This window comes from Halobacteriovorax sp. YZS-3-1, from assembly GCF_047084945.1.
Lineage (GTDB): Bacteria > Bdellovibrionota > Bacteriovoracia > Bacteriovoracales > Bacteriovoracaceae > Halobacteriovorax_A > Halobacteriovorax_A vibrionivorans.
Window position 1 is genome coordinate 504,350 of record NZ_JBKIYI010000001.1, and the last position, 26,289, is coordinate 530,638.

General features: G+C 35.3%; 29 protein-coding genes. 21 read left to right on the forward strand and 8 right to left on the reverse strand.

Translation table 11 applies throughout. The features are described from left to right. Positions 1–90: 90 nt before the first annotated feature. From dapF to ACMAZI_RS02575, 4 genes are read left to right on the forward strand one after another with little or no spacing between them, the layout of a single operon-like run. Positions 91–879, forward strand: a complete 789-nt coding sequence (gene dapF, locus ACMAZI_RS02560; protein ID WP_412473835.1) for a diaminopimelate epimerase — start codon at positions 91–93, stop codon at positions 877–879. Next, positions 872–1,261: a hypothetical protein gene (locus ACMAZI_RS02565; RefSeq protein WP_114705749.1), complete on the forward strand. Its 390-nt coding sequence runs from the start codon at positions 872–874 to the stop codon at positions 1,259–1,261. The genes dapF and ACMAZI_RS02565 overlap by 8 nt, the downstream gene beginning before the upstream one ends. Then, positions 1,261–2,043: a TlyA family RNA methyltransferase gene (locus ACMAZI_RS02570; RefSeq protein ID WP_412473834.1), complete on the forward strand. Its 783-nt coding sequence runs from the start codon at positions 1,261–1,263 to the stop codon at positions 2,041–2,043. Before ACMAZI_RS02565 ends, ACMAZI_RS02570 begins: the two co-directional genes overlap by 1 nt. Position 2,044: 1 nt before the next feature. Continuing rightward, positions 2,045–2,575, forward strand: coding sequence for a TIGR00730 family Rossman fold protein (locus ACMAZI_RS02575; protein WP_114705747.1), 531 nt, complete (start codon positions 2,045–2,047; stop codon positions 2,573–2,575). 17 nt (positions 2,576–2,592) lie between these two features. Here the strand turns inward: ACMAZI_RS02575 and ACMAZI_RS02580 are convergent, their stop codons facing one another. Then, entirely contained in the window at positions 2,593–3,423 is an 831-nt protein-coding gene (locus ACMAZI_RS02580; RefSeq protein ID WP_412473833.1) for a hypothetical protein, read from the reverse strand. Positions 3,424–3,623: 200 nt separating this feature from the next. Between ACMAZI_RS02580 and ACMAZI_RS02585 the strand changes: the two genes are divergently transcribed. Both ACMAZI_RS02585 and ACMAZI_RS02590 read left to right on the forward strand, forming a co-directional pair. Next, positions 3,624–4,421, forward strand: coding sequence for a biosynthetic peptidoglycan transglycosylase (locus ACMAZI_RS02585; RefSeq protein WP_114705745.1), 798 nt, complete (start codon positions 3,624–3,626; stop codon positions 4,419–4,421). Then, entirely contained in the window at positions 4,402–5,016 is a 615-nt protein-coding gene (locus ACMAZI_RS02590) for a hypothetical protein (protein ID WP_334677928.1), read from the forward strand. Before ACMAZI_RS02585 ends, ACMAZI_RS02590 begins: the two co-directional genes overlap by 20 nt. On the opposite strand, the gene ACMAZI_RS02595 is transcribed toward ACMAZI_RS02590, so the two are convergent. The 3 genes from ACMAZI_RS02595 to ACMAZI_RS02605 all read right to left on the reverse strand — a co-directional run bounded on the left by ACMAZI_RS02595 (position 4,998) and on the right by ACMAZI_RS02605 (position 7,893). Next, positions 4,998–5,570 (reverse strand): hypothetical protein, encoded by a 573-nt coding sequence (locus ACMAZI_RS02595; protein ID WP_114705743.1) that lies wholly within the window; start codon positions 5,568–5,570, stop codon positions 4,998–5,000. The two genes, ACMAZI_RS02590 and ACMAZI_RS02595, sit on opposite strands and share 19 nt — an antisense overlap. 71 nt (positions 5,571–5,641) lie before the next feature. Beyond that, positions 5,642–5,986, reverse strand: coding sequence for a hypothetical protein (locus ACMAZI_RS02600; RefSeq protein ID WP_120405505.1), 345 nt, complete (start codon positions 5,984–5,986; stop codon positions 5,642–5,644). Between the two features lie 317 nt (positions 5,987–6,303). Then, entirely contained in the window at positions 6,304–7,893 is a 1,590-nt protein-coding gene (locus ACMAZI_RS02605) for a methyl-accepting chemotaxis protein (protein WP_114705741.1), read from the reverse strand. Positions 7,894–8,041: 148 nt separating this feature from the next. Here ACMAZI_RS02605 and ACMAZI_RS02610 point away from each other — a divergent pair, with 148 nt between their 5' ends. Then, on the forward strand, positions 8,042–8,230 hold the full coding sequence (locus ACMAZI_RS02610; protein WP_412473831.1) for a hypothetical protein: 189 nt from the start codon (positions 8,042–8,044) through the stop codon (positions 8,228–8,230). 13 nt (positions 8,231–8,243) lie between these two features. Here the strand turns inward: ACMAZI_RS02610 and ACMAZI_RS02615 are convergent, their stop codons facing one another. From ACMAZI_RS02615 to ACMAZI_RS02625, 3 genes are all read right to left on the reverse strand, one after another. Further along, positions 8,244–8,492 (reverse strand): DUF6868 family protein, encoded by a 249-nt coding sequence (locus ACMAZI_RS02615; RefSeq protein ID WP_412473830.1) that lies wholly within the window; start codon positions 8,490–8,492, stop codon positions 8,244–8,246. 11 nt (positions 8,493–8,503) lie between these two features. Then, positions 8,504–9,244, reverse strand: coding sequence for a hypothetical protein (locus ACMAZI_RS02620; protein WP_114705738.1), 741 nt, complete (start codon positions 9,242–9,244; stop codon positions 8,504–8,506). A gap of 210 nt (positions 9,245–9,454) precedes the next feature. After that, entirely contained in the window at positions 9,455–10,027 is a 573-nt protein-coding gene (locus tag ACMAZI_RS02625) for an outer membrane beta-barrel protein (RefSeq protein WP_412473829.1), read from the reverse strand. 170 nt (positions 10,028–10,197) lie between these two features. Here ACMAZI_RS02625 and ACMAZI_RS02630 point away from each other — a divergent pair, with 170 nt between their 5' ends. From ACMAZI_RS02630 to ACMAZI_RS02665, 8 genes are all read left to right on the forward strand, one after another. Then, positions 10,198–11,583, forward strand: a complete 1,386-nt coding sequence (locus tag ACMAZI_RS02630) for a hypothetical protein (RefSeq protein ID WP_162929706.1) — start codon at positions 10,198–10,200, stop codon at positions 11,581–11,583. A 2-nt stretch (positions 11,584–11,585) separates the two neighbouring features. After that, the gene (locus ACMAZI_RS02635) at positions 11,586–12,932 is read left to right on the forward strand and encodes a hypothetical protein (protein WP_412473828.1); all 1,347 of its coding nucleotides are present in this window, start codon (positions 11,586–11,588) and stop codon (positions 12,930–12,932) included. A gap of 100 nt (positions 12,933–13,032) precedes the next feature. Further along, a complete protein-coding gene (locus ACMAZI_RS02640) occupies positions 13,033–13,236 on the forward strand; it encodes a DUF4266 domain-containing protein (protein WP_412473827.1) in 204 nt (67 codons plus the stop codon). Then, on the forward strand, positions 13,223–14,386 hold the full coding sequence (locus ACMAZI_RS02645; protein WP_412473826.1) for a DUF3570 domain-containing protein: 1,164 nt from the start codon (positions 13,223–13,225) through the stop codon (positions 14,384–14,386). Before ACMAZI_RS02640 ends, ACMAZI_RS02645 begins: the two co-directional genes overlap by 14 nt. A 7-nt stretch (positions 14,387–14,393) precedes the next feature. Then, complete coding sequence (locus ACMAZI_RS02650; protein ID WP_412473825.1) at positions 14,394–14,831, forward strand: TlpA family protein disulfide reductase; 438 nt, start codon at positions 14,394–14,396, stop codon at positions 14,829–14,831. Then, positions 14,831–15,799: an FAD:protein FMN transferase gene (locus ACMAZI_RS02655; RefSeq protein WP_412473824.1), complete on the forward strand. Its 969-nt coding sequence runs from the start codon at positions 14,831–14,833 to the stop codon at positions 15,797–15,799. The genes ACMAZI_RS02650 and ACMAZI_RS02655 overlap by 1 nt, the downstream gene beginning before the upstream one ends. Positions 15,800–16,109: 310 nt before the next feature. Beyond that, a complete protein-coding gene (locus ACMAZI_RS02660; protein ID WP_412473823.1) occupies positions 16,110–17,780 on the forward strand; it encodes a methyl-accepting chemotaxis protein in 1,671 nt (556 codons plus the stop codon). Positions 17,781–17,828: 48 nt separating this feature from the next. Then, positions 17,829–19,556: a hypothetical protein gene (locus ACMAZI_RS02665; protein WP_412473822.1), complete on the forward strand. Its 1,728-nt coding sequence runs from the start codon at positions 17,829–17,831 to the stop codon at positions 19,554–19,556. Here ACMAZI_RS02665 and ACMAZI_RS02670 read toward each other — a convergent pair. Continuing rightward, positions 19,548–19,922: a VOC family protein gene (locus ACMAZI_RS02670; protein WP_412473821.1), complete on the reverse strand. Its 375-nt coding sequence runs from the start codon at positions 19,920–19,922 to the stop codon at positions 19,548–19,550. The genes ACMAZI_RS02665 and ACMAZI_RS02670 overlap by 9 nt on opposite strands. An 85-nt stretch (positions 19,923–20,007) precedes the next feature. Between ACMAZI_RS02670 and ACMAZI_RS02675 the strand changes: the two genes are divergently transcribed. The 6 genes from ACMAZI_RS02675 to ACMAZI_RS02700 all read left to right on the forward strand — a co-directional run bounded on the left by ACMAZI_RS02675 (position 20,008) and on the right by ACMAZI_RS02700 (position 26,283). Beyond that, positions 20,008–20,757 carry a hypothetical protein gene (locus tag ACMAZI_RS02675; protein WP_412473820.1) on the forward strand — a complete coding sequence of 250 codons (750 nt, stop codon included), beginning with the start codon at positions 20,008–20,010 and terminating at the stop codon, positions 20,755–20,757. Positions 20,758–20,777: 20 nt separating this feature from the next. Then, the gene (locus ACMAZI_RS02680) at positions 20,778–21,536 is read left to right on the forward strand and encodes an MBL fold metallo-hydrolase (RefSeq protein ID WP_412473819.1); all 759 of its coding nucleotides are present in this window, start codon (positions 20,778–20,780) and stop codon (positions 21,534–21,536) included. Positions 21,537–21,597: 61 nt separating this feature from the next. Further along, the gene (locus tag ACMAZI_RS02685; RefSeq protein WP_114706241.1) at positions 21,598–22,050 is read left to right on the forward strand and encodes a YaiI/YqxD family protein; all 453 of its coding nucleotides are present in this window, start codon (positions 21,598–21,600) and stop codon (positions 22,048–22,050) included. 148 nt (positions 22,051–22,198) lie between these two features. Then, the gene (locus ACMAZI_RS02690) at positions 22,199–23,476 is read left to right on the forward strand and encodes a DEAD/DEAH box helicase (RefSeq protein WP_162929703.1); all 1,278 of its coding nucleotides are present in this window, start codon (positions 22,199–22,201) and stop codon (positions 23,474–23,476) included. Between the two features lie 437 nt (positions 23,477–23,913). Further along, positions 23,914–24,486, forward strand: coding sequence for a hypothetical protein (locus tag ACMAZI_RS02695; RefSeq protein ID WP_412475106.1), 573 nt, complete (start codon positions 23,914–23,916; stop codon positions 24,484–24,486). 180 nt (positions 24,487–24,666) lie between these two features. Continuing rightward, complete coding sequence (locus ACMAZI_RS02700) at positions 24,667–26,283, forward strand: hypothetical protein (RefSeq protein WP_412473817.1); 1,617 nt, start codon at positions 24,667–24,669, stop codon at positions 26,281–26,283. Positions 26,284–26,289 lie beyond the last annotated feature (6 nt).

Consider the following 26,289-nt stretch of genomic DNA (forward strand, 5'->3'; position numbering starts at 1 on the left):
ATCTGGCTACAAAATTTTGATACATGGCAGTGGTGCGATGTGTAATTGGCGATAGTAGTCAAATTTATTAAATAATGAAATGATATTCTCATGACAAATTTTAGTAAATACAGCTCTAATGGAAATGACTTTATCGTCATCGATAACCGTGATGGAAAGCAGGATATTCACAATATAGAAAAGTGGCAAAGGCTTTGTCAGCGCAACTTTGGAATCGGTGCAGACGGAGTAGTCTTCTTAGAGAGCTCTGATGAATACGATTTTCATATGCGTTATCTTAATGCTGATGGTGGGGAAGTTAGTATGTGTGGAAACGCCACACGAGCTATAACGGATTTTTACCGTCGAGTTACTGATGCCCATAATTCTGATTTCACATTCACAACTAAGAGCGGTGTTTATTCATCAGGACTTGATGGAGATGTAATTTGGGTTCATATGGCCACAATCAAAGATGAAGACCTTTATGATATTTCTGGTAAATATGAAGAGGCCATTGACTCAATGTATGTAAATACAGGTGTCGAGCATTGCGTATTTATGGTCTACGACGCTCAAGAAGTTGACGTCGAAACAATAGGAAAGCGTATTCGCTATGATAAAGACTTTCCAGAGGGAACGAACTCAAACTTCATTCATAAAATAGACGATGGAGAGTACCGAATTCGTACTTATGAAAGAGGTGTTGAGGGTGAGACCTTTGCTTGCGGTACAGGTAATGTCGCGGCCGCATGTATGCTCTGGGATAAAGGGCATGAACATAGTGATGAAATAGAATTTCAAACAAATGGTGGTATACTATTTGTCAAAAGAGCAGCGGAGATGATCTATCTTGGCGGTCAAACAAAGCTAGTTTATACAGGTGAATTCCATGATTAAAAAACTCATTTTATGCCTTCTGTTAAGTTTAAGTGCATATGCCACAATCTTTGTAGAAGTGGTAATGACTCATGAAAAAGACTTCGAAGGACAAACCATTCTTATGAGTGAGCTTCATTTTGTTGAAAATATACAACCAGATAAAATGAGTCGATTTGTTATGAAGAGTAAAATTGATCTCTTACTTTCAGGTACATTCATTGATGATGAAACAACTTATGGCCCAGGCTCACTTGTTGAAATCGAGGGAAGAGTACTCTCTAAAACACTTTCAAAAAGTTTTAAACTTGATCTTAAGCTAGGCCACGAAGGTAGTGTTATCTTTAATGAGCCAGAACTTGGTCAAAAAACGAAAATAAAGATAAAACCAGTTGTTCACTAATGTCCGATTCAAATTTAGAAAGACTTGATAAGAAATTAGCAGACTTAGGACTTGTTTCCACAAGATCAAAAGCACAGCAAATTATTGCAAACGGAAGGGTTCGTGTTGCAGGAAAGATTATTACCAAAGCATCTTATAAAGTCGCTGATGAAGAAATCGAAATAATTGATGATGTCAAAGAAGTCGGGCGTGGCTTTCATAAATTAGCAGGGGCTTTTGAGCATTTTAATGTTGATGTAAAAGATAAAGTCGTAGCGGATGTGGGAGCAAGTACTGGTGGATTTACTCAATTTTGCCTCGGCCTTGGAGCAAGGAAAGTCTTTGCTATTGACGTTGGGCATGGACAACTTGATCCATCTCTTATTAGTGATGAAAGAGTTGTTAATTTAGAGGGTACAAATATTCGTGAATTAAATGGGCTAGAAGAGAAGGTTGATCTATGTGTCGCTGATCTGTCATTTATTTCACTGAATTTAATTTGGAATAACCTTGTTGCTATCAGTAAGGATAATGCTGAAATGATACTTCTTTTTAAACCACAATTTGAAGTGGGACGAGAGGGCATTGGTAAGAAGGGACTTGTTAAAGGACGTGAATACGTCATTCGTGCACTAGAAGAAATGAAAATACAATGTGAGGCAATAGGCCTTAAGATTAAAGGTTTTAAGCCTTGTGTGATTAAAGGACGAAAGAGTGGAAATCAGGAGTATTTCTTATACTTAGATAAGAGCTCTAGTGAGAGTCTTACGTTAGAAGAGTTAATTAAAGAAGTTGGAGAATAGAATGAGAGTATGTGTATTTTGTGGATCATCAAGTGGAAAGAGTGAGGTCTATTTAGAGCAGGCAACTGATCTGGGGGAGAAGCTTGTCGGAAATGGCCACTACCTTGTTTATGGTGGAGCCTCAATTGGTGTGATGGGAAAAATCGCTGATACTATGCTTGCAAAAGATGGACACGTTATAGGTGTAATGCCTAAGTCACTTATTGATTGGGAAGTCGGACATCAAGGTTTAACCGAGTTTATTGAAGTAGAAACAATGCATACACGTAAAGAGAAGATGTATGAATTATCGGATTGCTTTGTGACATACCCAGGAGGCTTTGGAACTCTTGATGAGCTATTTGAGATAACTACTTGGGCCCAGCTTCAATATCACAAAAAGCCAATTTACTTGGTTAATGTTAATGGTTATTTTGATCACTTAATTAAGCATATTGAACTTTCTGTAGCAGAAGGGTTTGTTTCAAAAGAGCATTATGAATTAATTACTGTTGTGAATTCAAATGAAGAATTAATGGAGAGGATCAATTAAGATCCTCTCAGAATATTTTAGTCTTGTAGAATAATATAAATATTTGGTTCATCAACTTCGATAGTATTGCTTTCGAAGCGCTCTAGTTCTTTAAAGATTGTACGACGAACGTTAAAGAATCCGGCCTTTGCCTTTTCAATTTTTATATTGATAATCTTATTATCTAAATCGTATGAAGAGCGGCCCTCAAATTTAACTTTTACACCCTTAGAAATATTTCCTTTAAGGTGTCCATTAAATTTACCATTTCGAATATTAAGACTGATCCCATCGATTTCAACAGCATCACCAAGTGTTTCATACTCATTTGTTACATTATAGAAACTTCTTTCATCACTTTTAAAATAAGCCTTATCCACATTTAGTGTTAGATAGTTAAAGCAGTTTTGAAGAAGTTGTTCATATTCACTTCCTTCGCGTTCTCTTTTTTGGCATTGAACTCTTGAGTTTGTAAGTGTCGTTCTAAACCCTTCACCTGTGGCATTAATATTTGTTAGTCCCAGTGAAAGGTCAGCATTTCCATTTGTATAATTAATATTATCAAGGTCAATCTTATTGGCATCTCTAATTGGAAGGGAAGATAGATCGAGCTCAAAGGCTTCATTTTCTACTCGAAACATTAGGATTCCATTATAGTTTTCAACTTCAAGTTTTGGATTTATAAAATCACCAAAGCCTTCAATTGAAACTTCTTTTGCGCTTCCGTCACCTTGAGGTGAAGTATAAAGAGCATTTAATTGAGTTATTCTACCAATAGGGAAAGAGGCTTCCTCTTGGGCAAATGTTTGTGTGGTGGCGAATATGAGGCAGCAAGATGCCGTCATCATTTTTAATGATTTTGTAAACATGTCAACTCCGTTTGTATGTGTAGCAATAAACGAATCGGGTGTTGTGGAGTGCATGCGTAATTAATTAAGGTGATTTTATCGATGTCGGTAAATAATGCCGATTTAGCAGGCTAAGTTATTAATAATATGAACAAGATCAGTAGGGAAGATGTCTATACTGGACTATTCAAGTAAAGTAAAAACATGCTATATTGCGTCTAATGCTTAAGAAAATGATTCTACTATTCATCCTTGTAGGAGGGCTTCTCAGTGGTTACCTCTTTACGCAAGTACCAGTTTTAAATATTAATAAACTGGCAAATAGCTACGTCAAAAATGAATATAGGAATGAGTCAATTCATTACCGTATCGTTCACAAGAGACCTCGCAAGTGGGCAAGTCTTAAGGCCTTACCAAAGCATGTTTACTATGCTTTTATTGTTAGTGAGGATTGGTCCTTCTATAACCATCAAGGAGTTGATCTAAGGCAAATTTACATGGCCATCAAAGATCATTTAAATGGAGAGAAGTTAAGAGGGGCAAGTACGATCTCACAACAGCTGATAAAGAATCTCTATACAAAGAGTGAAAGAAGCCTGCAAAGAAAAGTATTTGAACTCTTTTCGACAATGTATTTAGAGAATCGTTTAACAAAAGATAAGATCCTAGAAACTTATTTAAATATCATTGAATTTGGAGAAGGACTTTACGGTATCACTGAGGCCAGTTGGTTTTACTTTAAAAAACGACCAGATGATCTAAATCCAAAAGAGGCTGCATTTCTAGCAATGTTGCTTCCAAATCCCAAAGTATACTCTCAGTCTTTTCGCGATAAAGAGTTAACAGAGTTTGCTAATAAAATTGTAAATTCAATCTTGAATAAATTGAAAGTCGTAAAAGTAATCACGCCTGAAGAGTTAGATGATTACCGAGATTCAAATCTTTCATTTGAGAAAACAAAAGTACAGTCCGTAAAAAATAAGAAGCAGATATTAGAAGATGAATTCTTTGAACTTTAAAGATCTATTAAAAAATGTCTATTCAGATGTTGGCCTAGCAGAAGCTAAGACAAGGCGTGCTCTTCTATCTGAGCAAATGTATGATAATGAGAAAAAAGGCCTTGATTGCATGAATTGTACTGGACGCTGTTGTACATACGAAGCGAATTCAATGCAAATGACATCGATTGAAGCACTTGAGGCCATGGCAGCTCTAGAAGAAAAAGATCTACTGAATCAAGAAACAAGAAGACGATTAGAGGACTGCATATCTGAATTCAGGCTGGATAAATATATCCAAATAGGAGCTGGAGAGTTTTTTAGAAAGTCTTATACATGTCCTTTTTATTTTTATCCAAGTTTTGGATGTGGCCTAGGTGTAGATCATAAGCCTTATGGTTGTATTGCTTTCAATCCATGTGAGCCGGGACAAAGCGAAGGTGGAAATTGTCAAAGTGATTTAGATATTCAAGAAAAGCGAAACCTTCAATTTGAAGAAAGTGAAGATCTCGCTGATAAGTATCTTTTTGAAAAGTTTGATATTTCACCTTTGAAAGAGCCAATTCCAATTAAGCTCCTAGAGATTTGGCGAAAAGTTTATTCAGAAAAGTTATAACGAAGACCTAAGACCATCGTTTTCACAGTAAATTCAGTATCGTGAGTAATATCTAAATCTGATCCCGAACTATAGTGATATCCACCATAGACGTAAAAACGCTTACTCATTGGTACTTCTATATCCATTCCAAGTGTCCAGAGAATATAGTTTGTGTCTGAAGGAGCTTGAGGGTTGCTATATTCCCTTGATACATACTTAAATCCAAAAAGTGGTTGAAACCACCAAAGCTTAAATCCAGTCGTTCCCATGACACCACTTTCTTTTAGATCAGTTTTAATTGTACTAGATTCTAATTTATAAGATTCATTACTATAGGTATTTTGATAATAAGATATTTTTGTTAAAAGCCAATCTGTCTCTTCTGAGATTCCAATGTGAAAGCCTGTACCATCAGTTGTATAAGGTTCAAGGTCTGTATCACTGCCACCAAATAAATCAATGATTGTGACATCTTCTTCATACTTAGGCATCTGTGCTCCAGCAACAATTCCATATTTTGCTGCACAAGATGTTAGAAAAACTAAAATAAATAATGGTAAAAAAACTTTCATATATCTCCCTTAAATAATTAACTAAAATTATTTTAGTTCTTATTTGATTTTATTTAAGAGAGAAAAAACTTCTATAGGTTCTTTGAAATTAAATCTTCAAGAGGCTGAGGTAGAACGGCATTTGGAACTTTCATAATAATATGTCCGCCTTCTTTGTTTTGAAACTTTCCAAAACTATCATCAAATCGAAACTCCGCATTTTTAAATTTACGAACATTGATCTCATTACCATTGACCTGGTCGACAAATGCAGACTCAAACTCAAGTTTTTCTAAAGAAAGTTCCTCATTAAAAACAAAGAACCACTGATAGAGTTCTTCTTTTTTTGCATCATCACCAAGGTCTGTTCTCTTTGTTTCAATGACAGAGACATTTTCATTCATAAAATAATAGAGAGTTTCAAATTTCTTATCCATAAAAATATTTTACGTGGATTTCTTCATAAGCGCAAAAAAGATATGAATTCAGATTTATATGGCCGAAGGAGTGTAGGGTTGTTCAAAGAATGTATATAAGAAAGAATTGCTATAAAAAGAAAGAAGAAATGAATTTTAAGTAATGGATACTCCATCCAGCCAATATAAATATCTGAATCTGAAATTATCTTAGCACAAATGTATACCGTGTCAAATAAAAGTTTGAATATGGAAACAGTTGTTTTTGTATGACTACAATCCTTTAATTATTGGTGTGAAGAGAGGTGAGCACTGGGCCCACCTCTAGAATATAAAAATTATGCTGCTCTGTTTCCGCTTACAAGTTCGATAACTGACTTAACTACAAGATCAAGGTTATTGGCCTGGTTTTTTAGATTTGAAGCTTCTTTTGATGCCTCTTGTGCCGAGTTGTTATTTTGTAGTGTTGTTTCATCAATGAGGCGAATAGCATTTGTGATTTCGTTTACACCTTGAGTTTGTTCGCTACAAGCGTGAGCAATTTCTGTAATCTTGCCATTCACATTTTGTACGTTGAAGACGATTTTATCGAGTACGTCTTTACATTCACTTGCTTTCTTACGTCCTGCCTCAACTGTTTTACCACTATTATTGATTACATCTTGAACCATATTAGTTGTTTGAGATACGATTGTTTCGACGTTTTTAATAGACTCATCAATAAGAACTTTAATTTCATCTGATGCTTTACCAGACATTGAAGCTAGTGATCCAATTTCTTCTGCAACAACAGCAAAGCCTTTACCACTTTCACCTGATCTTGCCGCCTCTACTGAAGCATTGAATGAAAGTAGCTTTGTTTGAAAGACAATATCGTTAATGATTTGAGTTTTAGTTTCAATCTCTTTAATAATGTTTAGGATCTCTTGAATCTGGTGGTTACTATTTTCCATCTTTTTCATTGCATCAGTATTGTTTTCAGAAATATTTTCGATGGCCATAAGCATTTCATCGATTGTTTGCTTACCATTTTGAACTTCTCTTTCTGATAGTTCTCCTGATTTTTTTGACTCTTCTGCAAACTCTGTATTTCTTCGAATCATAGATGAGATTTCATCAACAGAAGCAACTGTCTCCTGAAGAGATGCTGCTTGTTCATTAGTAGCAGCTGAAAGTTGCGTCGATGTATTTAATGTTGTTGTTGAGCCACGGGCAACAAATTGAGAAGTTTCTTTTAGTTTGTTGGCCATTAAAAGAAGAGGTGTTGATACTCCAGTTTTTAAAACAAAGGTAAAGATTGCGGCAATGATTAATAAACCAATAATCCCAAACGAAGCCTGCTTTAGAAAGACACTAAAAATATAGTTATTAACGTCTTCAACATAAATACCTGTTCCTAAAACCCATCCCCATGGCTTGAATAATTCAACATAAGAATATTTTTCAACAAATTTATTCTTATCAGTCTTACTATTCCAAATATAGTTAATAAAACCTTTATCTTGCTTCTTAACAAGGGCAACAACATCGTTAAATAATGGCTTTCCTGCTTTGTCTTTAAAGTCAGCGACACTCTTACCTTGGAGTGACTTACTAGGGTGAATAATCATATTAGGATGCAGGTCATTTACCCAGAGATAATCATCGTGATCACGACCGTAGCGAATACTGGAAATATAGTGTTTACTAATACTCTTGGCCTCATCAATTGAATATTCACCTTTTTGAACTTTCTCATTCATTGACTCGAGAAACTTCATTGTCGTTGTGGTTACATCTTCAATTTGGTGACGTTTTTCTTTAAGTAGCGCATCCTTTGTTGAAACATAAGAGTATGCGATAAAGATAGAGGTGAAGATAAAAAATGGAATAAGCGCCATGAGTAAAATCTTTGCATTTAAGCTAAGACTTTTTAAAAATGCTTTCATAATTCTCCTAAGATTGTTGCTTTATTCGATTCTTGGCTTTTATTCGGAACTTTAATTATCTGAGATAAGCGATTCAACGAATCTTACTTAGAGTATTTTTGACACTTATGTATAATAAAAATAATTTAAGACAAAGCAGGGTGCGGCCATGAGCAAATTACTTACAAATAAAATACTCCCATTAATTGGAATCATCATAGGTGTGATCTACATCCTAAATCCAACGGCCGGTGTGATAGAGATTATCCCTGATAACCTCCCTTATATCGGAAACCTAGATGAGGCTGGCGCTGTCTTGCTCATTATTTCTTGTCTTAAGAAATTCAGAGAGAAATAACTTTGCAAAATCTTTATTGCATAAGCTTCAAGGCAATATAGGGTGTTAAATTTAATAGGATGATAACAAGTTTAAAGTTAGCAAGATACTTGAAGTATATTTTAGGTAATTTCTTTTCTTTTATTCCAAAAAGAGTTGAGTGTGTTCTAATAATAAATTTTCGAAATAATACGATTGAGATAGTCGAAAGGGTAAGGAGACCAAAATTAATTAGTGTACACCATCCTAGAAACTCTGTGATGCTATTGATATTGATCTCCATAATTCTTTCCTCTAGTCCTTTTCAGGCAAGTTTTGTGCAAAACCTGAGAAAGCTCGACTTAAGATATATCTTTCACTAGGTTTTTTAGGGTAAGGGTATTTCTTATCAAGACTGCCTTGTTTTGATCCTGTAATTAAATCAAAAAACTGAACTAATCCATTTTTCTTTTCAATGTGATAGTCTAGAGAATTACTTCCGCTCTTTTTTATCAATCCATTCCAAGCGAGATACTTATTTCTTATATCATAGACGAAGAAGTTGATATCCATATCTCGATTTGTTGTTGTCGTAAGTTTCTTGTCTCCTGTTGCTTTTCCTTCTGTATCTGTTACATCTTCAGTTTCACGTGAGTTTCTTGTGATGTCATTTTCAATACGAGCAAAGGCAATATAGCGGCGATCTGTTAGGTTTTGGTTTAATAGAGTTAGAGATTGTTCAGATAATGTTGAATCCTCTTCGATTTCTCTAAGCATCTCTCTATAGAGACCTCGTCCCATGCGCTTAACGAGATAGCTTGTGCTATCGATGATGATGTCTTTTCTTTGTTCCTGAACATCTGTACGAAATTGATTGGCCAGATTAATCTTCTTCTTATAATCCCATTTCTCTGTTGTGTGAGTAATGCCTCCAATAGTAAGGCGTCCGTTCACAACATTACTATATGTGAAATCAGCTGTTTTTCTTAAACCATGAACTTTTGTCGCACATGAAGTCATAAAAAGTGCACTTACTAGCACTAGTAACTTGATCATCAAATCCTCCTATTGATTGGCCTTTATATTTTATAGAAAATTGATGGTCTAAACAATAGAGCAAATTTAGGAAATCTTAACTCTGGTGAACATGTTTTGATGGTATATTAAAGATGGTAGAGCTTCACTCGGTTGCTCTGCTCAGCTTGTAGCTCTTGCTGCGAGCATGAAAAGAGGCCCTTACACTTCGGTAAGGGCCTTTTTTTTATTCTATATTCTAATTGAGAACCCAAGTGATGATTGATATTCAGGCTCTTCTATTTCGCGATGATTTGTGAAAACAGCTGTAATACCTGCATTAAGAGAGAATACTCCAAGCATATTTATACTTAGACCACTTCCTGCATAAGGTGAAACGTATGTCGCAGGCTCCTGTGTTGTGGTAACTCCTGCCTCTGTTCTTTCGTACTTACTCTCACGAGCACTAGCTCCTGCACGTAAATACCAGCGTAGTGAAGAGCCAATATTGTATGCACTTCTTAAACCAAGTTTGTAATTCGTTGATGTCTCGGCCATTTCAACGGTACCAGAATTATAAGTCTCATCTTCTTTTGATTGAGTAACTTCTGCTTCTAGGGACAAATACTGTGGTCCCCAATTAGCACGAGCACCGTAAAACAATCGATTTGATGTATGAGGCGTTGGAAGAATCGACTGGACTCTTTCGTATCCGACTATTGGCTCAATTGTGAGATTTCCTTTTGAGATATTCCCATAGGCCAATACGCTAGTTGAAGAAGAGATAATTAAGATAAATGAAGCAAAACGTAAGATATTTTTCATTCTAAAATTATCTCATATTCTAAGCGTCGTTAATGTTAGCGGTAATTTTGATCATCCTTTAGTTTTTATTTGCTTGAATTTACTAGAGCTTAAATTGACTTAGTTACCTACATATCTTTTCATTAACCATATTTTATTTAGAGGATTGGAACATTATCATAGGAGGATATGTGAAAAATTTAATGAGGGCGGCAGTTACACTGTCGATATTATCGAGTAGTGTTTTTGCTTCATCGCGAGTTATTCGAGATAATCGATTAAATGACTTGGGTATTTCCCCTGTTTTGGGAAGGGGATATTCCATTGCAACAAATACGTATCAAAGTACTTGTATGGGGCAAGTGAAAACAACTCAACCATCATATGACTTAAAATATCGTTACTTAGAAATTGAACAGGACTGGGAAAGTCAGTATACAAAATCTTTTGAAACAAAGAATACCTTTAAATTCTTATTCTTAAAAACAAACGTTAATCTCTTTACGGAAGTTTCTGGAGAAAATACTTATCATTACCATTATATCTTTGCTGATATTGATGTTGATAGCTATTACCATTCTCTTTCAGAAGGAGAAAGTCAGCTAAGTGAAAGTGCAAAAAGCTTATTGGCAAAAGGTGATGTTGTCGGTTTCTTTGACTCTTGCGGCCCTTATTATGTTCGATCGATTGGTCGTCATTCGAGTTTCTTAGGTTTACTTCGTTATCGCACAACTTCTAGTGAGCGAGATGTAAATTTTGAATTACAACTAAAAGCTAAGATGCGTGGATTTTTCTCTGGTGGCTCATCTGATACGACAATTTCAAGTGAATTTAGAGAAGAGACACAATCAAAAAGATTAGAAATCAATATTTGGGCCTATGGTTTAGGTAAAGGTGAGATCGCTGATATTATTCCTACAGATATTGATAGTTTCAAAAAGTCAGTTCAAGCAGTTGTTAAAACGATGCAGGATCCAAATGCAGGTCGAGTGACAACTATGGAAGTTGCACCTTGGATTGAGAATACACAATTTCAAGACCTGTTAGAACTTGAAGATGATGAAGGTAAACTTCTATTTGAAAAGAAGAAAAATTTAGAAGCTAATGCTGAAATTATCAGTGAATTAGATCGTATTGATCGCGCTCAAATTGATCAATACTTTAAGGCCAGTAATTGTCGTCGTATTTTAGAAGATGAATATTTAAATGTTGATGATGATTTTAATGGTGGTTATGAGCCGGAAAATACTTATTTTTCTGATTTAACAAAACCAAATAGTCAAAACTCTGAGATCTCTCTTGCTGCATTTGATTCAGTTCTCTCTCAAGAAAAAGTTGAAGAGTATCTTGCGGCCAATTATCAATTTAATTATGGCCAAGCAGAACCAACACCAGATCCTGAAACAGGAGCATTGGCATGTATTAAACAAATTCATGAGCAAGGAATTGATCAAGTACATTATAGAAATATTCCCGCTTGTTTAGATGCCCGTACGACTAGTGTACCAGTTTCACCACTTCTTGATAGTTACTGTATGCCAGAGCTTTCAAGAGTTGTTATTCCAGATGATGCATAATTATGAAAAATAAAATCTTAATATTTATTCTAATTTTTGGTGGGGCCTATTCATGGGCCCTGCCACTACATGATAATAAAATCAATGAAGAGAATTTTCATTCATCCCTTTATATTGATGACCCAAGAGTTACTCAAATTGAAGGACACATGAAGCTTCTTGATGGGTTTTCAAGAAAGTTGTTTAAAAGATCAAATACCTGCTTTGAGTTAGATAAGTTTGTCGGTACTCAGCAATCTAATATTCAATTAGAGTTTAAACAAAAAGTTGTGGGTACAAATATCTTTAACCCTTTTTTTAGTAAGTATTATAATAATGTTTATAATAGCCATGTCGACGATATTTTAAATAAACAAAACCAACAAACCCAAAGTGCATTTCAAATAGCAGTTCACAAAACAACTTTTGCAAGAGAGCGTGATACTGACTATGTGAATATACAAGATCGCTATGGTGCATTACTTCAGGCGGGTGATTTTTTCACATTTGGAGAACTATGTGCCAGTGGTTATGTGAGCTCATTTGATAAGTATGCAGGTGCGTGGTTTACACTGGTCTTTAATCGAGATGCAGATGGGAATGATGCAGGCTTTATCTCTCTTGTTGAAACTTATATTCGTCTATTTGATTCAACGATAGAGCCAAAGATCCGCGCACAACTTAATCGTGAACTGGCAAATCGTGCTGTAACTCTCTACGCTGAGTTTCGAGGTATGAACCCATTAACAATTCCAATTCAAAATTTAAGAGATATTGAACAATTTAGAAAGTTAATCACTCAAATTAAGTCGGCGATGCTCTCTTCTGATTCTGGATTATATATGGCCCTAGAGTATACCCCTTGGGGATATAATTATGAGTTCCAGAATTACTTCTATGATTTCTTAAAGCGAAATACAAAACTTCCTACTGAACCAGGAAGAAGACAGTGGTTTAATTTTTATCAAAATATTGAACTTGCACGATTAATGGGGGATGCCTTTGCTACTGAAGCTGATTACGTCGATCGCTTTGAGGTTTGTCGAAAACAGATGCTAAGAGACTATCCTCTTAATCGTCAAAATGAAAAGCAACTCTTTGTAAATCACCTAAATCCAAAAGGTCCAGGAGTACCACTAAGTCAGATACATCAATTACTATCAGAAGAAACTCTAAATCAACTCAAGGAGAAATTAAAAAATCTAGAGTCTAGCTCTGACGGATCAATTGCAACATGTCATAAAAGGTTAATAGGACAAACTTTCTATACGAATCATTATCAGGACTTTAAAGAGTGTATTTGGTTTGATGAGTTTACTAAAACGCCGACACTTATTGTGGATGCCCTTTGTCCATTAACACCAAAGTAATATATGAATATGTAAACATATGTTGCTAATGGCAAACAATAGTATTTGTTGCCGTCAATCTAGTTAGAGATTTAAAATATAATTTTAACAAGGATTAGTTATGAAATTATATTATGTCTTCATGATGCTCTTTCTAGCATCATGTGCAAATGTCGATCAAATTGATCGAGGCTTCTTATCAAAGAAAATTATGCAATTAGATCCTCACCCTGAAGAAAGTGTTTTCCAGAATGAAGTACGTGCATTTAGAGAAGGTGCTGTTGGTGGAAGTTCTGCTGTTGGAGGTGGTTGTGGTTGTAACTAAATTAAAAAGAACGCTCTTCACTCTACTCCTGTTGCTCGTTTCTATACGCAGCTCTTTTGCGGAAATGTTAGAAGAAGGAAAAACAAAGTTTAAACTTCTTTTTAATGTCTATCATCAAAATAGTGATGATGGTAATCAGGTCTTTGATAATTCAGGAAAAGAAGAGGCAAATGTTGTCGAGCCTATGTTATTTGTTGAACATCAAATAACTGAAGATACAGCGATAAATGCACATTTTGTTTTCGATTTTTGGACAGCAGCATCTGATACTAAGCTTGATGGTGCCACAGGTGCCAGTGGCCCAGGTCGAAAAGAGCAGTCACGAATCTCTGGAAATTTAGGTGTTAGAAAGGAGATGGGTGATTGGGAATTAAGTGGTGGAGTCGGGTTTTCTTCAGAATATGACTATCGCTCTTTTAATGGCTCGATAGGAATCCAACGATCAATGGCAAAGGATAACTTCACGATTGGTCTTAGTCTTCAATATTACAAGGATGAGGTCATGTTGTTTGAAGACTTAAGTAATCCTCCAACAGCTAAGATATCTGAATTCTTACCACGTGATATTTTTGCTGCAAGTTTAACGGCGTCACAAATTATTACACGTAAAGATATTGTTCAAGCTGGTCTTACATATGTGAATGCAAATAAAAATCTTGAATCTACTGCTAGTTCCGTTCTTGTTGGAGGTGTTCGACAAGCTGAAGTTCTTCCTGAGACAAGAAATCGTTATGCACTATCTTCAAAATGGGTACACGGCTTTGACGATACAATGGCCATGAATCTTTCCTATCGTTATTACTTTGATCAATGGGATCTGGATGCCCATACTATTCGTTTCGCATTTCTAAAAGAAATAAATGATGATGAAGACTTTTTTGAAGTTGCTCTTCGCTTTCACAATCAATCAAGTGTTGAGTATTATGCTGACTCATTTGATACTGCTAAGGAATTTATGACAAGTGATTCGGACCTTGAGGACTTTTCGTCATACGAATTGTCTACTATGTTAACAAGTCATTATGATACCCAGACAATTTATGGAATCGACTTTGAAGAAATGGTTTGGAATAATGGTATAACTGCTGCTAAACGCTCAAATGGACTCATCTATGCATATATTCAGTCATCAATCGGATTTCAATTCTAGGTTTTTTATGAAAAAGATACTACTTTTAATTACTTTTTTACTTTCATTAAATATCAATGCGCAAACCATTAAGGATTTTACTCTTCCTATATATGACAAGAAAGAAAGTTTTCAACTAAAGTCTGCAACTAAGAAATATAAAAAGATTTATCTAAACTTTTGGGCATCATGGTGTACGGCGTGTATCCAAGAATTAGATGAACTCGAGGCCTTAAAGAAAAAATACGAATCTAAAGGTATCCTCTTTGTTGCAGTTAATGCAGGAGAGAAGAAAAAGAAAATAAAGAGATTTATGAAAAAATATCAATTCTCTTTTTTGATTCTTGAAGATCGCGATCGCAGTACTTCAAAGATGTTAAATGTAACAGAGCTTCCACGCTCTATTGTGATTGATAATAATATGAATATACTTTATAGCTCAGATAAGCCACCCAAGGATTTATAGTGTCACTAAAAATTGAAGGGGAAAGTGCCATTCGCTGTGAGCATAAATTTAGAGCAATGGGAGGCGAGTTTCAATTACTCTGTTTTCCTCAAACTCATTTATCTAAGCATGATGTTATAAGCATCTTTAAAAAAGCTGAAGAGGAAGTACATCGGATCCAAGCTAAGTTAACTGACTTTTGTGACAGTCCATTCAATAGGGTCAATGATTTTGCTGGAATAAAACCAGTAAAGGTTGATAATGAAATATTTAATCTAGTAAAAAGATCCCTTCAAATATCGAAAGCTTCGAAAGGTGTTTTCGATATCTCTTTTGCAAGTGTGGGACATATATGGAGAAAAGCAAAAAATGATGGAAGGACTCTATCTTTTTTAGAGAGAACACAGGCTCAAGCACACATCGATTATCGAAAAATTAAATTAAACCATCTAACAAAGACTATCTATCTACCACATGAACAAATGCGTATTGGGCTTGGCGGTATTGGGAAAGGGTATGCGGTAGACTGTGTTTATGAATTTCTTAAAAAAGAAGGAATTATTAATTTCTATGTAAATGGTTCTGGTGATATTCGGGTTCATTCACATAATAGTGCTCCAAGGTCATGGCGAATCGGAATTCGAAACCCCTTGTCTAAAGATAGTTCAAAATCAATTGGCGTAATTCAATTATCAAAAGGAAGTGTTGCTTCCTCTGGTGGATATATTCATTTTAATGAACATGAAAAGAACCAAGCTGACCACCATATAATTAATCCTAAGAATGGATGTAGTAATGATGAAATTATTGCTACTACAGTAATTGCTGATGATGCAATTACATCTGATACAACGGCCACTATTTTAATGAATCTTTGTGTTAAAGATGCTCTTCTTTATCTCAATAAACATAAATTTATTGGATTTATCATAGACAAGTATGGCCAATCCCATCTATCGCAAAAAGCTTTGAAATCATTTGGACTTTAGTGATCGTGCAAAACTGAGTTGGCAGAATGGATGTTTTCCCAAACTAGCTAATGTTAATAAATAATAGTTATTACATAATTAATTCAATCTCTTACAAAGTTGTCTATAAAAGTCGTTTGTGAAAATGAGTCACGAATATATTCTGTTTATTAGGGAAGGGTTTATTTAGTAAGTGCTTGTAATTATGCTTTCTTCATTGAAGTTTTTTCGACTGTATAGCCTAAATATTCTTTTTTTGTAAATAAAATGTTTTTTTCTCGCCGAGATGTAAAAACAGATCTTGTGAGTGAAAAAATTGGAGTGAGAGTTTATGTTTGCCAACCTAAGTTTTAAGAAAAAACTGGTATTATTATGTGTATTTATGTCTTGTGTAAGTTTAATCATTGGGGGAGTTGCTCTCTATGGTTTTATAACTTTTTCAAAAGTTTCAGATGATGTAGCAAAGAGAGTTATTCCTAGAACTGCTCTTCTTAATACAATGGATGTTAATTATCAGAAAATACGAATTCAAGTTAGAACATTAGGGCTTGAGAATCTCAGTTTAGATAATCGTACCAGCGCAATTAATAATGCTTTGAAATATGTTAATAATTATGAAAATGCTTCAAAAGAGCTTAAATCATATGTAACAAGCAAAGAAGAGTTAGAGCTTTATAATAGGCTCGACAGGCAGTGGGAAGATTTTAAAAGTGTTGGTGTTAAGGCGATTGAATTAGGAAAGGTTTATGATGCAGATGCACGAGCAAAGCTATTAGAAATCTTTTTAGTTCATTGCCCAGAAGCCGCAGCTAATTTTCAACAAGCCTTAGATGAATATACTGATAGTATTAAAATTGAATTAAAGAATGCTGTTGCTCTTTCAAATGATGTCTCTAAAGAAATTGAATTCATTGATATGTTACTTGTTGTTGTTATGATTTTAGGAACTGGAATTGGATTAACTGTGGGAGTAACATTTGCAAATAGAATGTCTAATTCAATTCGCGAAACAATAGATAGTCTTACAAAGAGTTCTTCTGTTTTAACTTCTAATGCTTCTGATATTTCAAAAACATCTTCAGAGTTATCAGAGGCCAGTCAGGAACAGGATGCTGCATTACATGAGTCTTCAGCATCATTAGAAGAAATTGGCTCAATGGTTAAAATGACTGCTGATAATGCAATGAAGTCATCTCAGCTTGCGACGGAAAGCTATGACCGTGCTTCTAAAGGTAAGAATATTGTTGTGGATATGAATCTATCGATGAGTTCAATTAATACAAGTATTGATACGATTGTGAATGAACTTGATTTAAATAACGATAAAATGAAAGAGATTGCTTCTCTCATAAGTAGTATTGATGAGAAAACTCAAGTCATTAATGACATTGTTTTTCAAACAAAGCTTCTCTCTTTTAATGCATCTGTTGAAGCGGCAAGGGCCGGTGAAGCAGGTAAGGGATTTGCTGTTGTTGCAGAGGAAGTAGGTAAACTTGCCCAGATGAGTGGTGGTGCAGCTGTTGAAATCACTGAAATGCTTTCTTCAAGTGTTACACAAGTTAATAATATCATCGAAGATACAAAGAATCGTTTTTCTAAAGTAGTTGATGAGGCAAGATCAAGCGTCACAACGGGAACGGATATTGCAAAAGAATGTGAAGAGATTCTAGAAAGTATTGTTACTAGTGTTGAAGGAGTTTCTTCTTCTGTAGGTGAGATCTCATCGGCGACACAGGAACAATCAAGTGGAATCAATCAGCTACAAACTGCGCTTTCACATGTCGATGTTCTTTCAAAGTCAAATACTGGTATTGCTCAAGATTCATCATTGGTCTCAACTCAACTTCAAGGGCAAGTCTCGATTTTAAATAAGTCTATCGGTGATATTAAAGGCCTTATCCTAGGTGTAAATGATACGAAAGCGAAAGTCGTATCATTGGAAAAGAAGGTTTCTAGTATTCAAATTCCAGATAGTGAAGACTTTATTAAAAAGGCTGCCTAATATAAGTCAGTAACTTAACTTTGTTTATATACTGCCGATAAGTTTTAAGTGAGGGAGACAAAAAGCTACATTCTTTTACTGAGCTTATTACTTTCGGTAGTTTACGCATCAGAGCATTGTCTTAATAGTCCAAATGAAATTCGGGATAAGATTAATTATCTGAAGGCCCAAGTTATTTGTTCTAATTCAGATGATTTAGCTCAATGCCATAGCTTATTTGATGATAGTAATTTTCAAGAGAATGAAGATTTATCACCTAATGACTTATCTATAGGTGTTTGCTCCCAAAGTGAAACTTCTGCAAAGATTCCTTATACACTGATCTTTTCAACTCAATATCAAAATGTACAGGCCATCGCTCAAAGATTATCAGGACGTGTTAATGTTAATGATGCACTCGACTTTCACGAGCATATGTCCAAGCATAAAAAGAGAATTGTGGACTTGGGAGTAAAGCTACTTGAACGATATCCAGAACGTTTTAAAGAAATTGATAAGGAGACATTAAAAATCGTTTTAGAGGCCCACGATAATGCTAAGGTTACACCTTCTAGTCAATATAATGGACGGCCATTTTATAAGGTTCTTTTTGAAGAAGGTTATGGAAGAAAATTAAATAGAGAAATTGTAGATTCTCTAAATGATGTTGATGGAAAATGGACAGAGGATGCATTTAAAAAAGCAGGACTTTCTCTTGAGGGACTTACTGGCAAAAGAAAGCAGAATGTTTTAAAAAAACGAAAGTTAATACTAAAGATTGAAAAGATAGCAGACTTTGTTGATCGTGGAATGAGTCCGGTCACAAAAGAAGAATTTGGACGAAAAGTAGTTAAAGCAAGTGATAGTAAATTCTTTTTAAAGAATAAGAAAGACCGATTAGCTGCTGAGTTTTTAGAACAAAATTATAATGAATTTACAAAAGGCCATGAATATCGCCCGCTCTCTGCCTTTGATAAGGCTCGTCTTCACAAACGACTTCTCATACAGGAAAACTTCCATAAAATAACACCTAGTAACGTAGCAAAAGCTAGGCTGAGTTCTCGTGCCATTGCAAGTCAAGTGAAGAATAAAACACGAGATGGCCTCGGTCTTATGTCGAAGATACTTTCAAGTACAAAGTTTTTAAAAGCAGCAAATGCAGTCGAATTAATGGGGTACTCACCCTCTACGGCCTGTGCAACACTTGGCTACCACGATTGGATCAAAGATCCACAATGTAAACCTCTTTTGGCATTAAGCCCCAAAGTCATTTCTTTCTTAGGTGAAGATTGGCCAAGACAAAAACAGGCCCTAATTAATGGTGAACATATGTGTCGTGTTGTGGAAACAATCTATGATGATCTACAAACAAATCGATATTCTAATATCTCATGCTCTCAAGATCGATCAGTTGATATCAGTGGAATCGATGGTAAGAGCTTAAAGCTTAATAAGTCCAATGAGGGAGTCATTGATTCGGTCGAATTTTCTTCAAAGGGTAGGCATCGTGGAAGAAGTCTATCAAGTATCGTAAAGTCGATTGATTTTGGAGATGATGGTACTCCTCAAAAGATATGCTTTGAAAAAAAGAAATCTGCACGTCGTGCACAACTTGTTCAAACCTGTTATTCAGACTTCTCTAATCTAAATAATCATCAAGAAGTTTTATTCGAGCGTGCAAAAGAGTTCCTTCATAAGAATTCATTTGATCTTACTCGTGCTTCTTTGTGTTGTGGCACTCCTTCAACTAATAAACATATTCAAGACTTCTGCACCAGTGGTTCTCGTTTACAGTAGAGCAAAGATATCTATTTGATTTCCATCTGGATCTTTGACTGAAGCATATCGTTGGCCCCAAAAAGCATCCCAAGGCTCTTTTTCAATAATTACATCTTTATCTTTTAGCTTATTAACTAAGTTATCAACACTTTGTGGATTGTCTTGTTCAAAACAAAGAGTAATACCAGGAAAGATTGGCCTCTCCCAACTTGAATTGATTTTTTTCATTAGATCATACGAATCGAGCATAAGGCGAAGTCCTGACTTTGTTGTGGCCTCATAATGTTCATCCCCAATTTGGGTAAAATTTAATCCAAAGTTTTCGTAGAATTTTATAGAGTCTTCGAGACTTTCACATGCAATTCCAATAGCACTAAGATTCATAATGGTATCCTCTAACTAGTTGATTTAATTATTTTAACTCATGAACATAGTTAAGGAAAACCATAGTTTAGCCGATAAAATTGCTATGATAACAGAACGCCAAAAAGTTATTCGAAGCTTTGCAGCTATTGCCATTTCCTTTACAGCTGTATGGTATTCAACAAATTATAATCCTACGTCTTCTCGTTCAACAGCTTCATTTTTCCAAATTGGCAATTGCTTTAGTGCACTTAAGAAAATCATAAAAAATTATGAAGTAAGAGTCGGTGGTGATGTGTCTATTATCAATATGAAAGGTGATAATATCCAAGGAAAGATACATAGCTATGCACGTGGTGGCCTTCAAATTAATAATTCTAAAGGTGCATACCTCATTAGCTATAGTGATATACAAAGTATAAATGATGAAGTTTTAGGTGAAATTGAAATTTATAAAAAACTCTTAGAAGGGGAAGTGGAAAATCTAAAGAATAAAGATGTTAATGTTCACTTCTATAATGGAACCAATCATACTTCAATTGCTGGCCGTGATCTCGAAATTGGTGATGAAACACTTAACTTCACCTCTATTGAAGACGGACGACGCATGACATTTGCTTATGAGAAAATTTACGGCCTTGATGTCATTGATGCGGCAAAGGAAACTAAGAAGATCAGAAAAGATGTTAAACTACTTGAAGGTGAATTTGTTACCGTTGAATTAAAAAGTGGTGAAAACTTAGATGGTACAATTTCTCTTTCTCTTGATGGTAGTCGCGTTGAAATAACAGACGTGGATGATGCTGATGAAGTGATGGCCATTCCTATTACTGATATCAAATCTATTTATCAGTAAATCCATAACAACTGGGCTTTATGGACTTTAAAATACATCAACTAAAAGGCTATATCCAAACAATCTATCTCGTAGAAGAAAACGGCTCGTTTCTTCTTCTGGATGGTTGTTGTCGGCCTGATGTTGAAGTTGTGGAATCATATCTTGAAAGCAAATTAAATAGAAATTTAAGCGATATTAAATTAGTTATAACAACACACGCTCATCCTGATCACATGGGAGGAGTAGAACTTTTTAAAAAAAGAGGAATTCCCATCGCTGGCCCTCGAGATCTTAATCTAATGTACTCTGGCCTCTTTGGTATCGTTACTTATTGGGTTGATATCCTACTTACTTATCTTGTGGCCTTAAATAAGAAGAGAGGATTTAAAAATATTCTTTTTTCACGCAAAGTTAAGCTCGACTATATCCTAACTGATCTAATGGAAGTTCCATTCTTTAAAAACTGGAAAGTCTTAGAGTGTCCAGGGCACACAATAATGGACTTAAGTATCTTTCATGAAGAACAAAAGCTTGCATATATTGCTGATAATTTCGTCAGTACCAAAACTAATGTCTTTAGGCCTTATCCAATCTGGAAACCACAAGAGTATCGAAGCTCACTTCAGCGCTATATCGATCTTGGTATCAATGACTTTCTTATCGCCCATTATGGACAAGTCAAAGTAAGTCACGAACGTATTAAAGAATTAATTGATTCAACACCGGATATCCCACGAAAGCACCATAATAGTTTACCTGCTATTTTGATGAAGTTATTAAAGTCTGTATTCAAATAGTATTTAACGATCTAAGATGAATTATCTGATAAATGAGGGTTCTTAAATGCAAAAGAAAGAGATGAAGATTTGGGTCGATGCTGATGCATGCCCTAAGGTTATTAAAGAGATACTTTTTAAAACATCCATTCGTTTACAAATCCCACTCATACTTGTTGCTAACTCCTATATGAATATCCCACATCACGAGTTAATCTCTTTTGTTAAAGTTGATAGCGGAGATGATGTCGCTGATATGTATATTGCTGAACATGTTGAAGTAAATGATCTCGTCATTACAGCTGACATTCCATTGGCCGCTGAAGTTGTTGGAAGAGGAACTCTTGCTATTAATCCTCGCGGTGAACTCTACGATGAAGAGAATATAGGAGAGCGACTATCAATGCGAGACTTTATGAAGGAGCTTCGTGATGGAGGAGTCGTTACAGGAGGCCCTGACTCATTTAATGCTAAAGATAAGCAAAACTTTGCAAATTCACTGAACAAAATACTCTCTAAGAAGGGATATCACTAATATACTTTACATAAACGCGATTAAAGGTTGACTTGTATCCTAATACAAGAGATGAAGGGGATTGATCTAGATACATTTTAAATATTCGCCTGTGCTAGTATTTGGATTAAGCATTGGCATTAACGCTTATTGAGCAAGGATATTTATTATGTCATCAATCAATTCATTTGATTCCCTAAAACTATTACCTGAAATTCTCTCAAGCCTAAATAAAAAAGGCTATAAGAAACCAACTCCTATCCAGGCACAATCAATCCCACACTTATTAACAGGTGGAGATATTCTTGGAATTGCACAAACTGGAACTGGAAAAACTGCTGCGTTCTCATTACCAATTTTAAATAATCTAGGCTCAAATAAAATTAAAACTAAGCCAAGACATATGAGAACTTTAATTCTTACACCTACAAGAGAGTTAGCATCTCAGATTAATGAAAATATTGAAGAATATGGAAAAGGCCTAGGCATAAAAAGTACGGTTATTTTCGGTGGAGTTAAACCAAGGCCACAAATCCTACAGCTTAAAAAAGGGATGGATGTAATTGTTGCTACTCCTGGTCGTTTCTTAGATCTTATGAGTAATGACCAAATTCAATTTGGCCAACTTGAAACCTTTGTCCTCGATGAAGCGGATCGCATGCTTGATATGGGATTCATTCGCGATGTGAATAAGATCATTGCGAGACTACCAAAGAAGAGGCAAACGTTACTTTTTTCTGCGACGATGCCACAAGATATTGTAAACCTTTCTAAAAAGCTTCTAGTAAAGCCTAAGAAGGTTGAAGTAACACCTGAATCAACAACTGTCGAAAAGATTGATCAGAAAATCAATTTTGTCCACAAGACAAATAAACCAAAACTCTTAATTAATATTCTAGAAGACCAATCAATTGAGCACGTACTTGTTTTTACAAAGACAAAACACGGCGCTAATCGAGTTGTTAAGCATCTTGATCAGGTTGGAATAACATCTGCTGCTATTCATGGAAATAAATCTCAAGGTGCACGTGAAAAGGCCCTTGGTGGTTTTAAAAAGGGAACAATCAGAGTCCTCGTTGCAACTGATATTGCTGCTCGTGGAATTGATGTTTCTCATATCACTCACGTTATCAATTATAACCTTCCAGATGATCCTAAAAGTTATGTTCACCGTATCGGAAGAACGGCCCGAGCTGGACGTGATGGAATCGCTATTTCATTTTGCGATGACACAGAAAAGAAACTTTTAAAAGATATTGAAAAAACGATTAAGTATCAGATCCCACAAGATAAGGATCATCCTTTTCATGGAGTTGCTGGAGCACCTGCTCAACCTCAAAATCACAGGCGCCCAAGTAAGAAAGCATCTGCTAATAAAAGCCGTAATGGAAATAATCAGCAACGAAGTGCTCGACGTAGGCCTGCTAAGAAGAAGCCTACTACTTAAGATGTAAGTGAAGATGCAGAGTTGGTGACCCCGCTTTGCGGCCATCGTGGCTATTTGCTTAAGATGAGATCGATACAAGTGCGAGGGCTCCTCCTCATGCTTTCGCGTCACGCTCAAGCAATCGTCGCCGGTTCACTCGCTTCCGCTGGCCGTCCGGGCCAGCTCTTCGCTAACGCGCGCTCGTTCACTTCTCGCCCCATCGGTCTCTTTATGCATAAATTTGGATTTCAGGAATACAGAAGTTTCTCTAGGTGCTTTTTCACGACACGTAGTCAATGAAAAAACACCTGGAACCTAAACTAATGACACACTACCTAATTTTCTTTTAAAAGGTAACAGTACTCAAAATAGTAAAAATCCTTTAACATCAATTTATGAAAATATTTACTTACTTTATATCAATCGCTCTAAGTTATAACGTATTTGCTTCTGGTTGCATGGGGGCTCGTTTAAAAGGAACAGTACCAAGTTGGAATAAACCAGCAGTAGCTTCCTCTCTCTTTACATCATTGTCAGCGCTCGTACTTTCAGAGGAGTCTGACATAACTGATAAGCAGGATAAGATCGCTAAAGAATCTTACATTGTGCCTGCAATATATTTTTACTTATCTGTAATGACGACCTGTCATGCAGTGTCCTTAGAAAAATATAAAGAGCTTAAAAAAGAGAATGATAAGAAAGGACCTAAAGCAGCTTGGATGTATCCGCCTGTACCTACTAAAGCACAATTAGAAGATAGTATAAAATCTTGGAGAAAGCTTTCAAAAATAACGATAGCAACTGTTGGAGGGGTAAACCTTTATTCTCTCTCTAGGATTTATGATGTAGCTAGCGAGCAATCCACTAAAAATATTGCTCTCGCATCGGCTATATTAACTATTGCTACAACTGTTTATGATTATGATAATGTTTTTAGTAATAAACCACCACCATGGGCCGACTTTGATATTGTAACAACAGAAATAGGTAATTCATTAGTTCCTTCAGTTCGATACACTTACAACTTCTAGTTTACTAAGGTTATTATTTTTCATCGTTAAATTCTTTTATTCATTTAAATAATCTTTAGAAAATATAAAGTTAGTTCTACTAAGTCACTGAAAATAAGCATTTGAAATTTCTTTCCAATTTTTTCTTAATATGTCGATAAGTTAAGTAATATCAGACGTTTATGTAAGGATTGTGGGGTAATGGAAGAGAAGTTACTGAAGACATATGAGTATGCCACTCAAAAGTTGATGCTTGTAATTAGTGTGTTAGTTTTTGGAGGACTTGGAGTCTTCACCTTATACAGGGCTGCAACGGAAGCAAATATTTCACTTATTTTTGTATCCCTAGTATTTTTTGGATTTGTCTTAATTGCATTCATAGGTTCTAGGATAAAGAAAAAGATTGAAGTCTACGAAGACAAGATGATTATCCCAAAACTTCTCTTTTCTAAAAAAGTTCACGTCGTTTTAGTAAATGAAATTGTTAATGTCACTGAGATAACAGGAAGTGGAATTCCGTCAATTAGAATAGATCTTAGCAATGGAAAGAATGTTGAAATTCCATCTACAGTAATGAAAGAAAAAGAGTTTTATGACCTCCTAGTTTATCTTGAAGGATTACTTCAAATAAGACCAAAGGAATATGTTGCACCTGATGTTATTGAAAAAAAGAAGTCGAAGCAGAAGATTTTCAACTTCGTAATTGCTGCAATTGTACCATTCCTTATTATTGCCCCAAGGCTTTACAACGATGAATTAAAAACGATTGGTGATTGGTCTCTTGTACTAACTCTTATCGCTATTATTTACTTTGGTGGCTATATACAAAGTAAAATAGCAAAATCTTCATCCAAGCATGCAAAAGAAAATAGAGAATCACTTTCTAGGCCCGAAATGAAAAAAGCTAAGAGAAAGTGGACGCTAATTGTTAATATACCCACGGTATGTTCTATCTTTGGTATGGTTGCACTAGTAAATGTACAAATTGATGGGGTAATCAATTTTATTCCATTATTTAGCTACGCTCTCACTATTACATTTGTTTTCTACTATATTTACTTGAACTTTATTCCTGATGACAAAGGATCAATATCTCCTACCGAGAAAAAAGCTACGATAGTCATGTCTGGGATTTTATCCGTTTTTGTAGTCACTGGAGCACTTCTGGCTTTGAATATTAATATGGATGATACCGAAGGAGTAAAAAAACACTCTTATTTAACTGGTATGTTTGTTCCGCATAAGAATAAAAATCACAAGTGTTATTACATTGCAGACTGGGAGACAGGTGAGAGCCTCGGAATTGGTAGTTCTACATATTGTACTTATACCTACCCTAGAATCAAAGAGGGAGATGAAGTATCTTTCTCCCTAAAAGAAGGCGCTCTAGGCTCTCCTTGGATTGGACAAGTTGAAATTTTAAAATATCGTTCTATTGATGATCTAATTGCAAGCCTCGCTAAGCCCCAAGATTTAAAAAGTGTTGATATTATCTCTTTTAGTAATCTCTACGAAAAATCTGTATTAGATACTTATTTTCAAAAATGGAAAAACACATGTTTGAATGAAGATACTAGTTACTGTCGTTTAGCTTCTTATATTTCATACGTTAATAATAAATATCAGGAGCAGAAGGAGCTCATTTCACTCGGTTGTGAGAATGGAGACTTTAGAGCTTGTTATAACTACTTCTATATAAAAGAGTTTAAGAAAGAAGAGAAGGCCATTGCGAAGTCTCGAATCCTTAAGGAGTGTCCGAAGTTTCGTGGTGGTGATGAGAAATATATTTGTGATTATGTGAAGTCAGTAAAACTGTGAGGGAAT